Below are 18093 nucleotides of genomic sequence, written 5' to 3'. Positions count from 1 at the left end.
ATGCCGGACCTGTCTGATCACACAGCAGGAGCTCGTTCTGCTCGTGTGGCCCGCCAGAACTTCCCGGTGCATGATGCAACCACCGGCATGGTGTGTCCCCGGGTGATCAGCTTCTACCCTCATGAAATCACATGTACATGCGTTGGCAGTTGCGTACGTTGAATTGACGGAAGCGCACCATTAGGGTAACTTCCTGTCCGTTTCACCGTTCATCAATAGATCGTGAACCAGGGAGGTCTGGATGATGGCGGTTCAAGTACGCACCGTGAACGGGGTAGGCGCCAAACAGGCTGCGGGCCAGGACCAGCGCAGGGAACGCGATCAGCGCCGTCGCGCGGCGGCCGCCCAGCGGTTGGCGGCGGCCACCGCCGAGCTGGCCAGCGGTGTCCAGCAGGCGAAGGCGGCCACGGAATCCCTGGACTCTCTCATGCAGGGCATCGCTTCTGCCGCACAGGAAGCGGCGAGCGCGGCCCACCAAAGCCTGAAGAACGCCCAGGTGGTGGAGACGAACGCTGTCGAGGCCGGCAGGGCCGCCGAAGCTTCCTTGCGCCGGATGGAAGCGCTACGTGACGTGGTGGCAGACACGACTCGCGACATCCAGAAGCTCATCGAGGGCGTCAACGCCGCAGCGGAGACCAACCTGAAGTCGGCGGAGAACATCACGGAGCTGGAACGGCAGTCCGCGGAGATCGGCCAGATCGTGCAGACGGTGGAAGCCATCGCAGACCAGACGAACCTCCTCGCCTTCAACGCGGCCATCGAGGCGGCGCGCGCGGGCAAGCACGGTTTGGGGTTCGCCGTGGTGGCTGACGAGGTCCGCACCCTGGCTGAGACGTCGGCCTCGGCGGCCAAGGAGATCAAGGAACTGATCGCCACCATCCAGGAAGACGTGCGCCGGGTGACCGAAGACGTCACCCAGATCGGCCGGGCAGCCGCTGCCGAGGTGGAAAAGGGAAAGGCCATCGCCGAAAGCCTCGACGTGATCGCCAACAGCATGGCCCATGTCATGGACGGTTTCCAGCAGGTCAACGACCAGTCGGCGCAGGCGGCCAAGGCGGCTGCTGAGATGCGCCAAGGCGCGCAACAAATCAGCGGTGCCGCCGAACAGGCCAGCACCGCCACCCGGCAGGCAGCGCAGGCGGTGGCCGAACAGAACAAGGCGCTGGGGGAGATCAGTTCGGCAGCCGATGACCTGGCCCAGATGGCGGACGAGCTCAAGCACACGAGCGAGGGCGGGAAGGCCGGCCAGGAGGTGGCCAGTGCCGCTGCCGAGCTGAGCGCCACCATCCAGCAGTCCAACAGCGCCGCACAGCAGATCATGGCGTCCCTTCAGCAGATCAACTCTGCGGCGCAGCAGCAGTCCTCAGCGGCACAGCAGGCCTTGGCCGGGGCCCGCCAGATCGAAGCGAACGCCCGGGTCATCCTCGACAACGCCCGGGCTTCCGAAGAAGACGTGCGCAAGCTGTCGGACCTCCTGGCGAAGAACAAGGTGGACGTGGACAACTTCATCGCCGCGATCAATCGAGCCGCTGAAGAAAACCTCAAGGCGGCCGGCAATATCAAGACGCTCCAGGACCGGGCGCGCAAGATCGACAAGATCGTGGACACCATCGTCAACGTGACGATCCAGACGAACCTGCTGGCGCTCAACGGCGCCATCGAGGCGGCGCGTGCCGGCAAGCACGGCAAGGGGTTCGCCGTCGTCGCGGGGGACGTGCGTTCCCTGGCCCGGGAATCGGCCGAGGCGGCGGACAAGATCAAGACAGTGGTGCGGGACATTCAAGACCAGATCCTGGTAGTGGCGCGCGACATCGAGGAAGCGGGTGTTGCCGCCCGGCGCCAGGTGGAGGACGCCAAGCGGACCACCACGAGCCTCCAGACGATCGAACGGGACATGAAGGTCGTGTACGAGGGCGTACAGGCTATCACCGCTCAGGCGGAAACGTCGCTGACCAACGTGCAGGAGGCGTTGGCAGCCGTGGGTCAGATCGCCAAGGCGGCGGAGAACATCGCCCAGAACACGTCCGAGGCTTCGAAGGCGGCGGAGGAAAACGCCCGCGGAATGGCCGAGCTGGCTCGGGCTGTGGAAGAGATCAGTAACACCGCTGAGCAACTTTACCAGGGATGAGAAAGGGGTTGGCGGACCATGACGGATCTCCGGAACCGGGCTCAGGCGGCCGTTGTGGACCAGGAAGACGGCGAGTTGCTTGCCGACGAGGTACAGTTGGTGACCTTCAAGGTGGACAACGAGGAGTATGGCGTGGACATCATGCAGGTCCAGGAGATCATCCGCGTGGGCAACATCGTCCGCGTGCCGGGTGCTCCCCCCTTCGTCGAGGGCATCATGGATCTGCGGGGCAAGGTGCTGCCGGTCGTGGACCTACGCCGCCGGTTCCACCTGGAGTCTCGGGAGCACGACGCCACGAGCCGTATCGTGGTGATCAACCTCGCCGACATGACCCTGGGGCTGATCGTGGACTCCATCACCGAGGTGCTGCGGCTGCCCAACAGCGCGATCGAACCGCCACCCCGGATCGTGGCGGGCATCGATGCCCGGTTTCTCAAGGGGATCGGCCGTGTGGACAAGCGACTGCTCATTCTGTTGGACCTGGACCGCATCTTCTCTGAAGAAGAGATCGCGGGCATCGGTCGGATGGCTGAGGCCGCCGTTCAGGAGGCGTGACGGTGGCGAGCGGGTTACGCACCGTCGAGGTGCGCATGGGTCAATTCCGCGCCAGCCGGGATGCGGAAGTGGCGTTGGAAACCAGCAGTCTGGGCTCGTGCGTCGCCGTGGCCCTCTACGATCCAGAAGCGCGCGTAGCGGGGCTGTGCCACATCCTCCTGGATCGCGAGAGCCGGTTTCCTGGCGGGGTGCCGGAACGGTGCGCCGATTTCGCGATCCCAGCCGCCTTGGCCGAGATGGTAACGCTGGGAGCCTCGCCCGAGCGCGTCGTGGCTCATCTGGCCGGTGGAGGGAACATGTTCCGGGGTGTCACCGACCCGGTCTATGATGTCGGATCGTGGAATGTCGCTGCGGCTAAGGAGGTTCTTGAAGCACTCGGCATCCCGGTGGTGACCGAGGACGTGGGGGGGTCCAGCCCCAGGCGCTTGCGCATCGAGGTGGCCACTGGCCATACATCGGTCCACTTCCCTGCGGGCCGTGGTGGGGCATGAGGGTGACCGGGCCGAGCCGGGTTCGGGTCCTGATCGTGGATGACTCGGCTTTCTCCCGGCGCATCTTGCGGGACATACTGGTTCGCCACGGCTGCGAAGTGGTGGGAATGGCCCGCGACGGGGCAGAGGCCGTGGAGATGGTTCTGGGCCTGCGCCCAGACGTGGTCACCCTGGATGTGGACATGCCCCGTCAGGACGGGCTGACCACGCTCAAGACCATCATGGCTCGCTGCCCGACGCCGGTCGTGATGGTGAGTGCCCGTACCCAGGAGGCCGCCCCCATCACCCTGGCCTGCCTGGAGGCCGGTGCGGTGGACTGCATTCCCAAGTTAAGCGGGAGCCAAGGGTTGGACCTGCGGGATCAGGAGCGAGACCTGGCCGCCCGGGTCATCGCGGCGGCCCGCGCCCGCCTGCGGCGAGGAGGGACTTCCGTGCCGGGGTCGGCGGGGCGCCCCCCGCGTCGCCCTGCCGACCCGGCCGCCCTGCCGGGGGTACGGCGGTGTGTGGCGCTGGGAGCCTCGACCGGTGGCCCGCGCAACGTGGTGGAGATGCTGGCCCGGCTTCCGGCCGACTTGCCAGCCCCGGTGGTGTATGTGCAGCACATGCCCGCGCAGTTCATTCGGAGCTATGCGGCCCGCATCGATCAGGTTTGTCCCCTGCGCTGCAAGGTGGCGGAAGACGGGGAAGAACTGCTGCCCGGTACCATTTACCTGGCCCCCGGTGACGTGCACCTCGTGGTCATTCCACCGCTGCGGGCCGGGGGGTGGCCGCGGGTCAAACTCACCGCGGAGCCGGCCAACGCGCTGTTCCGCCCCTCCGTGGATGTGATGATGACGTCCGTAGCCCGCGTGTACGGCACCGGCGCGGTGGGGGTGCTGATGACGGGCATGGGGCGTGACGGAGCGGCTGGCATGAAGGCCATTCGTCTGGCAGGCGGGCACACCATCGCCGAGTCAGAGGAGACAGCCGTCATCTTCGGTATGCCGGCGGCGGCCATCGAAGAAGCGGCTGCCGAGGTCGTCCTGCCTCATTACCAGATCGCCGAGGCCATAGTCGAAGGGGTAACCAGTCGCCGATGAAGTGGCTCCAGGCATTTCTTTATCACGGGTTTCTTTCGCTAGCGACGCTGTGGTGGAGCGGCCGGCCGGCGGAATCCCTGCTACGGGCCAACGCGGGGGGCGGGGGAACCCCGTCGTCGGGGTCGGAGCGAGAACCCGCGCGCTCGTTACCCGATGCAGGGGAGGTCGCCCCCCGGGACGTGGGGATCGAAGTGACCTTCGCGAGCGGCGTGTCATTCCGCGGTATCCGCGCCAACCAGATCTACTCCGTGGTTCTGGAACTGGGCGAGATCACCGCGTTCCGGCCCAATTTCGTGATCGCGGATGACGGGGAGTTGACTCGCTTCTGGCTGGCGGTGCGTACGAATGCGCCGTGGGAACGCATAGAGGCGGCGGTTCGGCAAGCGGTGGCGCCAGGGGAACTGGACGCCGTGCGGGAGGTGCCGCCGGAGGCGGTGCTCAGCCCGTCGAAGTCGGCAGCTTTGCCCGGGCCGACTCCGCAAGGCGGGGAGAGGGGCCGTGACGCTACGGAACAGGCCGCTGACCTTGCTGCCGACCAGCGCACCATTCGGGTGGACCTGGAGCGACTGGAGGCGCTGAGCAACCTCGTGGGTGAACTGGCGGTAGAAAAGGCACACCTAGTCAACCTGGCGACTCGCCTGGAAGCGATCTGTACGGAAGGGGAGGGCCGCCGGCTGACTCAGGAGCTCCGCCGTTCGGTTGGCAAGCTGTCGGCCGTATCCGGCCAGCTCCAAGAGTTGTCCACCGAACTGCGCATGGTGCCCGTGGGCACGATGTTCCGGCGGTTCACCCGGTTGGTGCGTGAGCTCGCAGCTGCAACCGGCAAGCCGCTCACCCTCCGTCGTGAGGGTGAGGACACCATGCTGGACAAGGCGATCGTCGAGGAGATGGTTGCACCGCTCCTCCACCTCGTCCGCAACGCGGCCGATCACGGCATCGAACCTCCAGACGAACGCCGCCGGGCTGGCAAACCAGAAACGGGCACCATCACGCTCCGGGCGTTCGACCAGGGCGACGAGGTGCTCATCGAGGTGGAGGACGACGGCCGGGGGATGGACGTGACACGCATCCGTGCCAAGGCAGTGGAGAAGGGGCTCATCGCTCCGGAAGCTCTGACGGCCTTGACCGACCAGGAAGTCCTCCAACTCGTGTTTCAGCCAGGGTTCTCCACGACCTCCGAGGTGACCGACATCTCCGGCCGCGGCGTCGGCATGGACGTCGTGAAGGCCAGCGTGGAGCAGCTGCGGGGGAGCGTGCACCTGCACAGCGTTGCCGGCCGGGGGACGCGCGTCACGATTCGCCTGCCGCTGACCGTATCCATCCTCCAGGTCATGCTGGCCCAGGTGGGCGACCAGACCGTGGCGGTGCCCATGTCCAGTCTGACCGGCCTGGTGCGCATCACCGCAGAAAACCGCGTGCTGTGGGGGGCCGCCCTGCGCTACCAAGACCGCCTGGTGCCGCTGGTCGAACTGGCGCGCCTGTGGTGGCAGGAAGAAGGCACCGGCGCCAGCGCCCTGTTGGTGCGAGCCGACGGGCAGGAGCTTGCCCTCCTGGTGGACCAGCCCCTGGGGCTGGGCGATGTGGTGGTGAAGCCCCTGGGAGACTACGTGGGCCGGTTGCCGGGGGTTGCCGGTGCAGCCATCCTGGCCGACGGCAGGGTGGCGCTGGTGCTCGATCCCTCTACCCTCCTACCTCAGCGGACGCAAACGAGGGGAGCCGTCGAAGTTGGAACTCCGGTCTCTGCTTGAGCAGGCTCGTAACGGCGATGTGCAGGTCCGGCGCAGTGCGATGCGGCAGCTGGCCCGGTACCCTGTCCCGGAGGCCCTGACGGCACTGGTCGCCGGTCTCTGCGATGAGCCCGCCGTGGCCGACGCCGCTGCGCACAGCCTCCTCCGCATCGGCGGCGAGGCAGCGGCCCGAGCCGTGGTGCCTCTGCTTGCTCACGAAGAAGTCCGACCCCGCAGCGTCGCTCTGGATGTCCTGATCGGTCTCGGTCGTACGGCCGGCCCCGTACTGGTGGAACTGCTGGGGCATCCCGACCGGGAGCTGAGGAAAATGGCAGCCGAGGTACTCGCTCAGGGGACCTACGTGGAAGCTTGCCCTGCGCTGGAGGCCGTTCTTGACGATCCCGATCCGGTGGTGCGTGCAGCGGCCGCTGCCGCCGTGGCGGCCCTCGGATGCAGGGGCGCGGCGCAGCACCTCGTCCAACGCCTGGCCGAAGAGCGGGAGGACTGGGTGCGCTTCGCCCTGGCCGGCGCCGTGGCCCGGCTTGCATCGCCGAATGAGGTGCAGGCCCTCCTGGAGGAGATGCCCGACGGCGCTCTGGCGGACCTGGTGCGGACCGAACTTCGGCATCGCCTGGAAGGGGCGGCGGTGGAAGAGGAGGCATGGGGATGAGCGGCCCGGGGCAGTCTACCGTGGGCCCGGTGCTGAGCGATGCCGAGTACCGCAGCCTGTGCGAGTGGGTATACCTGCAAACCGGGATGGTATTCGATGACAGGCGGCGTGACGTTGTCGAGAACCGTCTCGGAGCGAGGATGCAACAGCACTCTGGCCTGTCCGTGCAGCAGTACTTGCGGCGCCTGGCGGTAGACGAACGCGAGGCCCGAGAGTTCCTCGACCTGCTCACGGTCAACGAGACCTACTTCTTCCGGGACCTGCCCCAGATGACCGTGTTTCGACAGGTGCTGGAGGAGATGGTCGCGGAGAGGCGGCAGGTGCCGCTCGGGCGGCTTCGGGTGTGGAGTGCCGGATGCTCCATCGGGTGCGAGCCATACACCCTGGCGATGTGCATCCAAGAAGAGCTGGATCGACAGCGGGTGTCCTTGGAGTGGCACGTGCTCGGCACGGACATCAGCCCCTCGAGCCTCGAGGTCGCAGAGTCTGCCCTCTACAGCGACCGAGAGGTCCGGGACGTTCCGCCGGACCTTCTGAAGAAGTACTTCCGGCGCCGCGACACCTGGTGGGAGTTCTCCCATCCCTGCAAGAACCGGGTGCAATTCCGGTATTCCAACCTTCTCCGTCCTGGCCGAGAGGTCCAGGGAGCCTTCGACATCGTGTTCTGTCGGAATGTCCTAATCTACTTTGATGATGCCTCCCGGCGGCAGGTAGCGGAGACCCTGTTCGATCTCATGGTACCTGGCGGTTACCTCTTCTTGGGAGCCTCAGAGTCGATGAGCCGGATTTCCCGGGCGTTCCAGCTCCGGCGGGTAGGGTCGGGGTTCGTGTACATCCGGCCGTAGGGGGGCGCGCGGATGAAGCGCATTTTGGTTGTGGATGATTCGAACATGACGCGGAAGATGGTGATCTCCATCCTAAGCCGGGAGGGCTACCAGGTGGACAGCGCCGGCAACGGACTGGAGGCGCTGGAGCGTCTCTACCAGACGGCATACGACCTCGTGATCACCGACATCAACATGCCGCAGATGGACGGCCTGGAGTTCCTGCGGCAGGTGAGGCAGGAGAGCCAGTACGGCCGCTTGCCGGTCCTGGTGCTCTCCTCCAACAGCAGTCCGGAGGAGGTCCAGCGCACCATGCGCGCAGGGGCCAGCTTGTACCTGATCAAGCCGGCCCCGCCCGAAAAGCTCCTGGAAAGCGTGCGCGCTCTACTCAAGGCGGGATGAACGATGTCCATGCTTCCGGACGACCAGTCCAGCCTGCTGGCGGATTTCGTGGTCGAATCCCTGGAGCAACTGTCGGCGGCCGAAGACAGCCTGCTTCAACTCGAAGAGCAGCCCGAGCGGGTGGACCTGATCCGAGGGCTGATGCGCTCGTTTCACACCATCAAGGGGAACAGTGCGTACCTGGGCTTGCGGGAGATCTCCGACCTGGCCCACCGCCTCGAGACGTTGCTGGAACCCGTGCAGCAGAGAACCGGGTCCCTCGACGAAGGCGTGATCAACGAACTCCTGTCCGGGGTGGACCGCCTGCGAGCCCTGGTGCAGCGCGCTGCAGCCGCAGGGCAGGCGACCGACGGAGAGGCCGAGACAGCAGCTCGTGAAGTGGTTGACGGAGCCGAGAACCGCTACCTCATTTTCCGGGTCGGTTCTCTGGAGATGGCCCTGCCACTGAAGCAGGTCGTGGAGGTGACCCGCCCGGTACCCGTGACCCGCCTGCCGTACGTGCCGCCACACGTCGCGGGCGTGGTGAACCTGCGGGGTCTCGTGGTGCCGCTGGTGGACCTCGAGCGACGTCTATGGGGCACCTCGGGCGAGGGCTCTATTCAGCACCTTGTGGTGGTGTCGTGGGGACGGGGGCGGCTCGCACTCGGGGTGCAGCAGGTGGTAGCGGTGACGGAACTGGACGAACAGGAGGCGTACGAGAGCAGCGGACGTGATTGGTACGGCACGCGGGTGATCTTGCACCGCGGCACACCGGTTGCGCTCTTGGAGCTGGAGCGCGTGCTCGGCGATACGGCCGGAGAAGGGGGGCGTCTTCGATCTGTTTGAGTTCTGGCGTTTGATGCGCCGGTCGGCCGATCCGGTCCCGCCCGGCTTTGCCGCAGTGGCTCCAGAGGAGGCTCACGGGCAGTCTCAGCCGGCAGACGCATCTTCACCGTACCGGTCCGGACGAGACCACTCCACGTCCCTGGAGCAAGAGGCCACACACATGCTCGCAGATGCGGCAGCCGAGCTGAAAGAGACCGTGCAGCGAGTGCTTCACACATCGCTCTACCCGACTCTTCGCCAGATGGAGGAGCACCAGTCGGCCCAGCAGCAACAGATTGAGCTTCTGGCATCCGTCGTCGGGGAACTGGAGAACCGCTCCGGGGTGCTGCGTTCCGGCATGCAGGAGCAGGCGCGCTTGACCCAGATTGCCCTGGCGGAGTTCGAGCGCATCGCGGAGGCTGCCGGCGCCGCGGCAAGCGTTGCTCAGGAAAGTGCGGCGTCCTCCTCCGGTGCCGCTCAGGCCTTGCGGGGTGCCATGCAGCGGTTCGACCAGGTGTCGGCGCAATTGCAGCGGCTCCAAGAGGTCGTCATGGCATGGGCCCGGCACATGGAACACCTGGGGGCACAAACAGAACGGATTGCGGGGTTCATCGACACGGTCGGTCGCATCGCGCGCCAGACCAACCTGCTGGCGTTCAACGCCGCCATCCAGGCAGCCCAGGCCGGAGAGCACGGGCGCGGCTTCGCCGTGGTGGCAGAAGAAGTGAGGCGCCTGTCGGACCAGACCTCCGCGGCAGCCAAGGACGTCGCCACGCTGGTGCGCGAAATCGTGACCGGCATCGGACGCAGCATGTCGGACATGCATGAGGCAACCCAAGTACTGGGAGAGCTGGTACAGGGTGCACGTGCCGCCTCCGCTGCTCTGTCGGGAGCCGGCGAGGCCGCCGGAACGAGTGCCGCGCGCATGCGTACCATCGTCGAAGCCACCCAGAGCCTGTCGGATTCTGTCTCTCGATTGCGGCAGGAACTCGAGTCTTTGGCGAACGTCGCGGCGCGCCAGGCAGAGAGCGCAGCCAGAGCAGCGGAAGACGGCGTGCGCCTTCGGGCACTTGCTGAACAGGTGGCGCGTACCGCCGCGGCAGGGCGGGAGGTTTCTGCAGCCGTCACCCGCTCCGTGCAGGGCCTGGCGGGTGACCTTGCCCAGTCGGTGGAGCTCTTCGAGCACCTCGCAGCTGGGTCTGCACCTGGAGAAGATGGGAACGAGAAGGGCGTACGGGGATGATCCCGCACCCAAGGCCAGCGAGTCAGGGATGGTTGTCGGCAGCCGTGTCTGGGGAAGTCCGGTCGGCCGTGTGCCAAGCAATTGGTTACGGAGGCTGAGACCGCGTTGGTTCGGACTGGCCCACCGTACTGTCGTTTCTTTCTAGTGGCGTTCCCTTCCAGTGGAGGGTTGTGATCCGGTTCCTTGTTGGCCTCGTCTGATGGAAATTGAGCTGCCAATGGTACGCGAACACTCTATTACTTTGCTATCTGTTTTTCTCTGTAATACTCTGATCGTCTCTCCCGGACTCCGATTTCACGGTGGGCGCCGCCAAGTCCGGGCACTCGCTGGGCTCAGCAGCCGCGTCGAAGGGTGGCCCTCGGCATGGCAACGATTCTGGTGGCCGATGACTCGATCTTCATGAGGAAGAAGATCTCGTCCCTGCTCGCAAGAAACGGATATCAACCGGAGGAAGCAAGCGGTGGCGAAGAGGCTTGCGCCAAGTACGGCAGGCTCCGGCCTGCGCTGGTGATCATGAACGTCGTGATGCCAGGGATGGATGGGCTCACGGCGACCCGGGTGATTCGCAGCAGCGACCCTAACGCCAGGATCATCGTTATGAGTGCGCTCAAGGGGGAGCACGTTCTGCGGGATGCGATTCGCGCCGGCGCGATGGCTTTCCTGAGCAAACCCGTCGAGCCCTCGCTCCTGCTGCAGCTGGTCCGGTCTCTCTCCACAACGGGTCCGGGATTTGAGCCTGCGGACAACGGGCAACAAGCAGTGGAGAGAAGAGATACGTCGACTGGCAGTCCGACCCGGTGCTGAGGGACATCGCGGCGCCACTACAAGGCCGGGACGCGGGATGTCGTGGTGAGGCTGTTTTCGCCGGAGAAGATCCAACGAGAGACTGAACAGGCACTTGCGGGGATGACCCGGCGCAGCGCGCGAAGGGCAACGGGGCGAAACAGGGAAACGGGATCGGATCGCCGACGAGTGGAGGACGGCGGATGAAGGCGGAATTCATCAATCCCTTCCTCGTGGCAGCACAGGAAGTCTTGCAGGCGGAAGCATCAGCAACCGTACGCAAGGGCACGGTGACGATTCAGAACTCACCGCTCATGTCCGACGACGTGACGGTTCTCATCGGAGTGGTTGGCCGGGTCAAGGGTATCGTACTTTACAGCATGTCGGAGAAAACGGCAAAGGAGATCGTCGGGGCAATCATCAACGAGCCGGTACGGGTGCTGGACAGCATGGTGGAGAGCGCGGTCGGCGAACTGGGGAACGTGATCACGGGCCGGGCGAGCATGGAACTGGAGAAGCTCGAGTGCCCAGTGACCATCGCCCCGCCGTCCGTGGTGGTGGGGAAGAACACGGTGATCTCGACACTGCAGATCCGGCGGCTGGTGATTCCGCTCGTGACCCAGTACGGGGACATCGTGGTGCACGTGGCGCTCAGTGACGTGCAGGACGGCTAACATCCCGTTTGCCGTAGGGTAACCGGGTGGTGCTACCAAGTGGACGCTCTTGGCTCCCCGGAAGCAGGGCCTCAGATAGCGCAAGGGGTGGGGGAGGGCCGGTCATGGACCTGCGGGAAGTGATCGCAAACGAACTTGGGCCGTGGGTGCCGGCTGCAGAGTTAGTGAACGAAACCGAGCGGGTCCTGCACCTGCTGGAGTCGGGAGAGAGGCGCGCGGTGGTGCGTACGCCGGAAGGGGAGCTACGGCTGGTGCTGACGGAGACTGCGCTGCTGGTCGAGTTACCCAACGGGGCGCGTAAGATCCGGAACCTGGTCAGAGTTGAGGGCGGTTGGTGAGCGGCGGGTGCGCCAGGGCAAAAGCGCTTCCCCGCGCGGCCTGCAGAAGGCGGCCGTGTTCCTGATCGCCATCGGACCGGAACTGGCGGCGCGGGTGTTCCGGCACATGGAGCAGGACGAGGTGGAGCTACTAAGTCTGGAGATCGCCCGGCAGCGGCAGGTGCTGCCGGCGCACCGGGACGCGGTGCTGCACGAGTTCTATCAGCTGGCCGTGGCGCAGGAGTACATCAGCACGGGCGGTCTGGAGTACGCCCGGGCGTTGCTGGAGAGGGCCCTGGGGCCGGCGAAGGCAGGTGAGATCGTCGAACGCCTGGTGGCTTCCTTGCAGGTGCGCCCCTTCGATTTCGCCCGCAAGACCGATCCTTCCCAGCTTCTCTCATTTCTGCAGGGAGAACACCCGCAGACGATTGCCCTGGTCCTGGCCTATCTCCGGCCCGAGCAGGCAGCGACGATCCTGTCAGCGTTGCCACCCGAACGGCAGGTGGACGTGGTGCGGCGGATTGCGATCATGGACCGGACGAGCCCAGACGTGCTGCAGGAAATAGAACGGGTGCTCGAACGCCAGGTGGTGTCCTTGACCGGGGCAAATCTGGCGGTTGCTGGCGGGGTGGACGCGCTGGTCGAAGTGCTCAATCGGGTGGACCGGACGACCGAGCGAACGATTGTGGAGTCGCTCTTGGTGCTGAGCCCGGACCTGGCGGAGGAGGTCAAGAAGCGGCTGTTCCTGTTCGAGGACATCGTGCACCTGGACGACCGGTCGCTGCAACGGGTGCTGCGGGAAGTGGACATGAACCGCGACCTCCCGCTGGCGTTGAAGACCGCGAGCGACGAGGTGAAGCAAAAGATCTTCAGGAACATCTCGAAGCGGGCGGGCGAGAACCTGCGAGAGAACATCGAACTGCTGGGGCCGGTGCGGCTGCGGGACGTGGAAGAAGCGCAGGCGAAGATCGTGAACATCATCCGGCGGCTGGAGGAGCAGGAGGAGATCGTCATCAGCCGTGGGGGCAAGGACGAGGTCCTCGTGTGAACGTGTGGGCGTCGTTCAGGGGACGGACAGGATCGGTGCTCTTTTCTGGTTATTTTTGTAACAAAAGCGTAGAGGACGAACCGAAAGCTGAGCTGCGGGAATGGTGACGACAGGATGCGGGTGAAGCGCTTTGTGGGTCGGACGTTCCCGGAGGTGGTCTCCCGGGTTCACGCTGAGCTTGGTCCCCAGGCCGTGATCCTGTGCACGAGGCCGGTCCGAACGTGTGGTGCACCTGCGGGAGTCGGGAGAAAGGCGCGCGATTGTGCGCACCGAGGAGGGAGAGACGCGCTGGGTGCGAGAGGATGACAAGCTGCTGGTCGAACTGCCGAACAGGACGAAGAAAGTTCGGAATCTCACGGACACCGGGCATGGCAGCTGACAGACGGACGCGGGCGAACGAGGAGGCCCTCGCTGGGGTGAGGCGATTCGCTCGCGTGATACTAGTCAACCCTAGCTCAAATCAGCGTGAGCGGGGGCGAGGAGGGCAGTGTCGGTGGGACCTGGTGGCGGGTGAAAGGGTTTGATCCGAAAGACACCCCCCGGGTCACCGGTCAAGACACGGGCCACACGACGAGGATGGGATAACATAACACATGGAGAAAGAGGTGCCGAGGGCGGCGTGCAGGCAGGCGGGAAGCGGTCGATCGGGCGGCGTCAGTGTCGGTTCCTGCAAGCGCTCATGACGATCGGAGGTTCGGCTGAGGTTGCCGACGTGGCGGCGCGCAGCGGATTGACGCGAACAGAGGTGCTGCAGCTGATCGGTGCACTGGTGGAGCGGAACCTGGTCGAGTTCGGCGGGGGTCGGGTGTGGATTCCGCCGGGGCAAGCGAGCCACATCGCAGGACTGCTGCGCGTTTGGTGCCGATCCGGGACGGAGACTCATCGCATTCCAGATTGTCTGCTCGATATTTTGACCGATCGGGGCCCGCTGACGTTACGGGAGCTGGCCGATGCGGCCGGCGTTTCCTACACGACAGTACACAAGGTGGTGACCGCTCTCGAGGGGGAAGGCAAGGTCGAAAAGGCGCCGATCGTCGGGCCAGGTGGCCGGGTGGTGGTGCGAATTCCCGGAGACACCCGGGCGCCGGCAGCAATCTCCTCGGAGAGCCACAAGAGGAGATGGGGTGAACTGCGGCGACTGGCCGGGAGGATCCGCCGCTGAGCAGTGCGCAGGTGTGCATGCCGACCCAACCCGGTCCGAAGTCCGGGCCATGGACGCCCGGCTGGCCGTGGCGGACCGGCTGGAGGGCGGGGTGTCCTTCTCCACGGCGAACCTCGCCAAGCTTGATGTCGACGCCCTCTTCCTGGACACCACCTCGACCCACTTCGAGATCGTGGAGGAGGACGGGGAAGGCGAGGGAATCCGAGGCCGGGCGCATCCCAAGGAGCACCGGACCGGTTTCGTACGCCACGCCTCCCGTCGCCCTACTCAGGTGAAGCCTATCGCTGGCTGCACGGCCTATAGATAGAACCTTGAACCAGAATAGAGAGAAACCATTTGCCGCCGGCCTCACGCTGCTGGCCGCCGGGGAGGTGCGAGCGGACCGCCCATCGTATACGCTAAGAGCGGGTCCGTGGCTGGATTGTGACTGCCTTCACAATACCGGCGCGTGCGTGGCGGGCCGCGGCGGAGGAGGGGTCCGATGGCCGGCAGGCCGCTCGTCTTCATCGTGTCCGATTCGGTGGGGGAAACGGCCGAGCTGGTGACGCGCGCAGCCGCGGCGCAGTTCGACGGCGGGCGGGTGGAGATCCGCCGCTTTCCGATGGTTGACAACCCGGCGGACATCGATGAGGTGGTGGAGCAGGCCCGGCACCAACCGACCCTCATCGTGTACACGCTCATCGTCCCGGAGATCCGGGAGCACATGCGGCGCCGGGCCGCGGAGCTGGGCATCCCGGCGGTGGACATCATGGGGCCGATGCTCGACGGGCTGCGGCAGGTCACCGGCGTCGAGCCGCACCTGCGGCCCGGCCTCGTCCACCGTCTGGACGAGGACTACTTCCTGCGCGTCGAGGCCGTGGAGTTCGCGGTGAAGTACGACGACGGCAAGGACCCACGCGGCTGCCTGAAGGCCGATGCCGTGATCCTCGGCGTGTCGCGCAGCTCGAAGACGCCGGTGAGCATGTATCTGGCCCACCGCAAGGTGAAGGTGGCGAACATCCCGCTGGTCCCCGAGGTACCCCTGCCGGAGGAGGTCTACCAGGTCCCTCACAAGGTGGTGGGGCTGTGGGTGGATCCCCACAAGCTGCTGCAGATCCGGGAGGAGCGGCTGCGGACCATCGGGCTCCGCGCCGACGCGAACTACGCGAACCTCGACCGGATCATGCAGGAGCTGCAGTACGCCGAGGAGGTCTACCGCCGGCTGGGGTGCCCGGTCATCGACGTCACCAACAAGGCGGTGGAGGAGACCGCCGTCCGGGTGCTCGAGATCATCCACCACAGGAGGGCCCAGGCACGTGAGTAAGAAGTACGTCTACCTGTTCCAAGAGGGGGACGCCAGCCAGCGCCAGCTCCTGGGGGGCAAGGGCGCCAACCTGGCGGAGATGACGCGCATCGGGCTGCCGGTGCCGCCGGGCTTCACCATCACCACCGAGGCGTGCAACGAGTACCTGGCGTCGGGCAAGCAGTTCCCCGCCGGGCTGTGGGAGCAGGTCGAGGAGAAGCTCGCCGAGCTCGAGCGCCAGGTGGGCAAGCGCTTCGGCGGCCGGCCGCCTCTCCTCGTGTCCGTCCGTTCCGGTGCGCCCGTCTCGATGCCCGGCATGATGGATACGATTCTGAATCTGGGTCTGAACGATACAACCGTCGAGTACCACGCGGAGGCCACCGGCGACCCGCGCTTCGCCTGGGACTGCTACCGCCGGTTCATCCAGATGTTCGGCAACGTGGTCCTGGGGATCGCGCACCACCGGTTCGAGGAGATCTTCTTCGAGCACAAGCGCCGGGCGGGCGTCGAGGCGGACTACCAGGTGCCGGCCGAGGCGCTGCGCCGCGTCGTGGAGGACTACAAGGCCCTCGTCCGGCAGGAGGCCGGCCGCGAGTTCCCGCAGGAGCCGCGGGAGCAGCTGCGGCTGGCCATCCAGGCCGTGTTCGAGTCCTGGAACAACCCGCGGGCCATCGTGTACCGCCAGGTGAACAAGATCCCCGACGACCTCGGCACCGCCGTCAACGTCCAGTCGATGGTCTTCGGCAACATGGGCATGGACAGCGGCACCGGCGTCGTCTTCACCCGTAACCCGTCGACCGGGGCCAAGGAGTTCTACGGCGAGTACCTGCTGAACGCCCAGGGTGAGGACGTCGTGGCCGGCATCCGGACCCCGCAGCCCGTCGCCGTGCTCGAGCGCGAGCTGCCCGCGGCCTACGACCAGCTCTACCGGGTCTGCCATCTCCTCGAGCAGCACTTCAAGGAGATGCAGGACATCGAGTTCACCATCGAGCGCGGCAAGCTGTACATGCTCCAGTGCCGGACCGGCAAGCGAACGGCCCAGGCGGCCATCAAGATCGCCGTGGACATGGTGCACGAGGGGCTCATCACCCGGGAGGAGGCGCTCCTGCGGGTGGAGCCGGCGCAGGTCGAGAAGATCCTGTACCGGTCGGTCGACCCGAACGCCCAGCTCGACGTCCTGGCCACGGGCCTGCCCGCCTCGCCGGGCGCGGCGGTCGGCGAGGCCGTCTTCGACCCCGACCGGGCCGAGCAGCTCGCCCGGGAGGGCCGCCGGGTGATCCTCGTGCGCCCCGAGACCACGCCAGACGACATCCACGGCATCGTCGCCGCCCAGGGCGTCCTCACCAGCCGCGGGGGCATGACGAGCCACGCGGCGATCGTCGCCCGGGGCATGGGCAAGCCCGCCGTGGTCGGGTGCGAGGCGATCCGGATCGACCTCGCCGGCCGGTCCTTCTCGGTCAACGGTCGAACGGTCCGCGAGGGGGATGTGATCTCATTGGACGGCGGCACCGGGAACGTGATGTGGGGCGCGGTGCCGCTCGTGGACCCCGAGCTTTCCCCCGAGTTCCGGGAGCTCCTCGCCTGGGCCGACGAGGTCCGGACGCTGGGGGTCCGGGCCAACGCCGACACCCCGGTAGACGCCCAGAAGGCCCGGGAGTTCGGCGCCGAGGGCATCGGGCTCTGCCGCACGGAGCACATGTTCGGCCAGGGCGGGTACCACCCCGAACGCATGCCGGTCGTGCAGGAGATGGTGCTGGCGGAGACCGCGGAGGAGCGCCGGGCGGCCCTGGACAAGCTCCTGCCGATGCAGCGGGAGGACTTCTACGGCATCTTCAAGGCGATGGAGGGGCTCCCGGTCACCATCCGCCTCCTGGACCCGCCGCTGCACGAGTTCCTCCCGCACCAGGAGCAGCTCGCCGTCGAAGTCGCGGTCCTGCGGGCCACGGGAGGCGACCCCGCCCAGCTGGAGCAGAAGGAGCGGCTCCTGCGCAAGGTGCGGGCGCTGGCGGAGATGAACCCGATGCTCGGCTTCCGCGGCTGCCGCCTCGGCATGATCTTCCCGGAGATCTACGAGATGCAGGCCCGGGCGATCTTCGAGGCCGCGGTGCAGCTCGTCCGCGAGGGGCTCAGGGTGGAGCCGGAGGTGATGATCCCGCTCGTCAGCCACGTGGAGGAGCTGCGGCGGATGCGGCAGCTGGTCGAGAAGACCGCCGAGGCCGTGTTCGCCGAGACCGGGGTCCGGGTGCGGTACACCGTCGGCACCATGATCGAGGTGCCGCGGGCGTGCGTCACGGCCGACGAGATCGCCGCGGAGGCCGAGTTCTTCTCCTTCGGCACCAACGACCTCACCCAGACCGCCTTCGGCTTCAGCCGCGACGACGCCGAGGGCAAGTTCCTGGCCGCCTACCTGCAGCAGAAGGTGCTCCGTGAGAATCCGTTCGTGGCGCTCGACCAGCCCGGCGTGGGCAGGCTCATGGAGATCGCCGTCGAGCTGGGCCGCAAGACCCGGCCGGACATCAAGCTCGGGATCTGCGGCGAGCACGGTGGCGAGCCCTCCTCCGTCGACTTCTGCCACCGCGCCGGCCTGACGTACGTCTCCGCCTCGCCGCTGCGTGTGCCCATCGCCCGGTTGGCCGCCGCCCAGGCGGCGATCCGGCACGGCAGGCGCTGAGCCTGTCGCATGGGCGCCGGGATCGCCGCAGGGGGCGCGGCGATCCCGGCGCCTTTCGGGAGGAATTTCTGAAGGAAAACGGTGAGGGCTGTCGAAAGGTACTAGCCCGTGCCTGTCCGGACGCTCGAGACGTGGCGGTGCGGACGATTCGTTACGACGAGAACTTGCCAGCAGGAAAAGCCACCGGGCGTAGCGAAAGCCTGAAGCGTTCGCGGGGACAGGCCCGGGTGGGC

General features: G+C 66.4%; 18 protein-coding genes. All 18 read left to right on the top strand.

All coding sequences use genetic code 11. The annotated features are described in order from the left end of the window. Positions 1-241 precede the first annotated feature (241 nt). The 18 genes from caldi_RS12255 (at position 242) to ppdK (ending at position 17860) form a co-directional block, all read left to right on the top strand. Complete coding sequence (locus tag caldi_RS12255; RefSeq protein WP_264842040.1) at positions 242-2128, top strand: methyl-accepting chemotaxis protein; 1887 nt, start codon at positions 242-244, stop codon at positions 2126-2128. An 18-nt stretch (positions 2129-2146) separates the two neighbouring features. Next, positions 2147-2683, top strand: coding sequence for a chemotaxis protein CheW (locus tag caldi_RS12250; RefSeq protein WP_264842039.1), 537 nt, complete (start codon positions 2147-2149; stop codon positions 2681-2683). 2 nt (positions 2684-2685) lie between these two features. Beyond that, positions 2686-3174, top strand: coding sequence for a chemotaxis protein CheD (locus caldi_RS12245; protein ID WP_264842038.1), 489 nt, complete (start codon positions 2686-2688; stop codon positions 3172-3174). A gap of 2 nt (positions 3175-3176) precedes the next feature. Further along, positions 3177-4253 (top strand): protein-glutamate methylesterase/protein-glutamine glutaminase, encoded by a 1077-nt coding sequence (locus caldi_RS12240; RefSeq protein WP_264842037.1) that lies wholly within the window; start codon positions 3177-3179, stop codon positions 4251-4253. A 179-nt stretch (positions 4254-4432) separates the two neighbouring features. Further along, complete coding sequence (locus caldi_RS12235; protein WP_264842036.1) at positions 4433-6001, top strand: chemotaxis protein CheA; 1569 nt, start codon at positions 4433-4435, stop codon at positions 5999-6001. Beyond that, a complete protein-coding gene (locus caldi_RS12230; RefSeq protein ID WP_264842035.1) occupies positions 5979-6650 on the top strand; it encodes a HEAT repeat domain-containing protein in 672 nt (223 codons plus the stop codon). Before caldi_RS12235 ends, caldi_RS12230 begins: the two co-directional genes overlap by 23 nt. Further along, positions 6647-7495 (top strand): CheR family methyltransferase, encoded by an 849-nt coding sequence (locus caldi_RS12225; protein WP_264842034.1) that lies wholly within the window; start codon positions 6647-6649, stop codon positions 7493-7495. Before caldi_RS12230 ends, caldi_RS12225 begins: the two co-directional genes overlap by 4 nt. A gap of 12 nt (positions 7496-7507) precedes the next feature. Continuing rightward, entirely contained in the window at positions 7508-7876 is a 369-nt protein-coding gene (locus caldi_RS12220; protein WP_264842033.1) for a response regulator, read from the top strand. A 3-nt stretch (positions 7877-7879) separates the two neighbouring features. Next, a complete protein-coding gene (locus tag caldi_RS12215) occupies positions 7880-8701 on the top strand; it encodes a chemotaxis protein CheW (protein WP_264842032.1) in 822 nt (273 codons plus the stop codon). A gap of 160 nt (positions 8702-8861) precedes the next feature. After that, the gene (locus caldi_RS12210) at positions 8862-9923 is read left to right on the top strand and encodes a methyl-accepting chemotaxis protein (RefSeq protein ID WP_264842031.1); all 1062 of its coding nucleotides are present in this window, start codon (positions 8862-8864) and stop codon (positions 9921-9923) included. 363 nt (positions 9924-10286) lie between these two features. Beyond that, complete coding sequence (locus tag caldi_RS12205) at positions 10287-10727, top strand: response regulator (RefSeq protein WP_264842030.1); 441 nt, start codon at positions 10287-10289, stop codon at positions 10725-10727. 182 nt (positions 10728-10909) lie between these two features. Further along, complete coding sequence (locus caldi_RS12200; RefSeq protein WP_264842029.1) at positions 10910-11380, top strand: chemotaxis protein CheX; 471 nt, start codon at positions 10910-10912, stop codon at positions 11378-11380. A gap of 104 nt (positions 11381-11484) precedes the next feature. Beyond that, a complete protein-coding gene (locus tag caldi_RS12195; protein WP_264842028.1) occupies positions 11485-11718 on the top strand; it encodes a hypothetical protein in 234 nt (77 codons plus the stop codon). 7 nt (positions 11719-11725) lie between these two features. Then, entirely contained in the window at positions 11726-12745 is a 1020-nt protein-coding gene (gene fliG / locus caldi_RS12190) for a flagellar motor switch protein FliG (RefSeq protein WP_264842027.1), read from the top strand. Between the two features lie 619 nt (positions 12746-13364). Then, positions 13365-13907 carry a helix-turn-helix domain-containing protein gene (locus caldi_RS12185; protein ID WP_406568085.1) on the top strand — a complete coding sequence of 181 codons (543 nt, stop codon included), beginning with the start codon at positions 13365-13367 and terminating at the stop codon, positions 13905-13907. A gap of 49 nt (positions 13908-13956) precedes the next feature. Then, a complete protein-coding gene (locus caldi_RS12180; RefSeq protein WP_264842025.1) occupies positions 13957-14214 on the top strand; it encodes a hypothetical protein in 258 nt (85 codons plus the stop codon). A gap of 174 nt (positions 14215-14388) precedes the next feature. After that, positions 14389-15210 (top strand): pyruvate, water dikinase regulatory protein, encoded by an 822-nt coding sequence (locus caldi_RS12175; RefSeq protein WP_264842024.1) that lies wholly within the window; start codon positions 14389-14391, stop codon positions 15208-15210. Beyond that, a complete protein-coding gene (ppdK, locus tag caldi_RS12170) occupies positions 15203-17860 on the top strand; it encodes a pyruvate, phosphate dikinase (protein ID WP_264842023.1) in 2658 nt (885 codons plus the stop codon). Before caldi_RS12175 ends, ppdK begins: the two co-directional genes overlap by 8 nt. Positions 17861-18093: the final 233 nt, after the last annotated feature.

The sequence above is a fragment of the Caldinitratiruptor microaerophilus genome (assembly GCF_025999835.1).
GTDB lineage: Bacteria > Bacillota > Sulfobacillia > Symbiobacteriales > ZC4RG38 > Caldinitratiruptor > Caldinitratiruptor microaerophilus.
The sequence above is the reverse complement of the archived record's forward strand: the minus strand, read 5'-3'. Positions and strand labels throughout refer to the sequence as shown.

Excerpts from the sequence above, each read along its gene's own strand:
- caldi_RS12255 (WP_264842040.1), top strand. The coding sequence starts at position 242 with ATGATGGCGGTTCAAGTACGCACCGTGAACGGGGTAGGCGCCAAACAG.
- caldi_RS12250 (WP_264842039.1), top strand. The coding sequence starts at position 2,147 with ATGACGGATCTCCGGAACCGGGCTCAGGCGGCCGTTGTGGACCAGGAA.
- caldi_RS12225 (WP_264842034.1), top strand. The coding sequence starts at position 6,647 with ATGAGCGGCCCGGGGCAGTCTACCGTGGGCCCGGTGCTGAGCGATGCC.
- caldi_RS12220 (WP_264842033.1), top strand. The coding sequence starts at position 7,508 with ATGAAGCGCATTTTGGTTGTGGATGATTCGAACATGACGCGGAAGATG.
- caldi_RS12215 (WP_264842032.1), top strand. The coding sequence starts at position 7,880 with ATGTCCATGCTTCCGGACGACCAGTCCAGCCTGCTGGCGGATTTCGTG.
- caldi_RS12210 (WP_264842031.1), top strand. The coding sequence starts at position 8,862 with ATGCTCGCAGATGCGGCAGCCGAGCTGAAAGAGACCGTGCAGCGAGTG.
- caldi_RS12205 (WP_264842030.1), top strand. The coding sequence starts at position 10,287 with ATGGCAACGATTCTGGTGGCCGATGACTCGATCTTCATGAGGAAGAAG.
- caldi_RS12200 (WP_264842029.1), top strand. The coding sequence starts at position 10,910 with ATGAAGGCGGAATTCATCAATCCCTTCCTCGTGGCAGCACAGGAAGTC.
- caldi_RS12195 (WP_264842028.1), top strand. The coding sequence starts at position 11,485 with ATGGACCTGCGGGAAGTGATCGCAAACGAACTTGGGCCGTGGGTGCCG.
- caldi_RS12180 (WP_264842025.1), top strand. The coding sequence starts at position 13,957 with ATGGACGCCCGGCTGGCCGTGGCGGACCGGCTGGAGGGCGGGGTGTCC.
- caldi_RS12175 (WP_264842024.1), top strand. The coding sequence starts at position 14,389 with ATGGCCGGCAGGCCGCTCGTCTTCATCGTGTCCGATTCGGTGGGGGAA.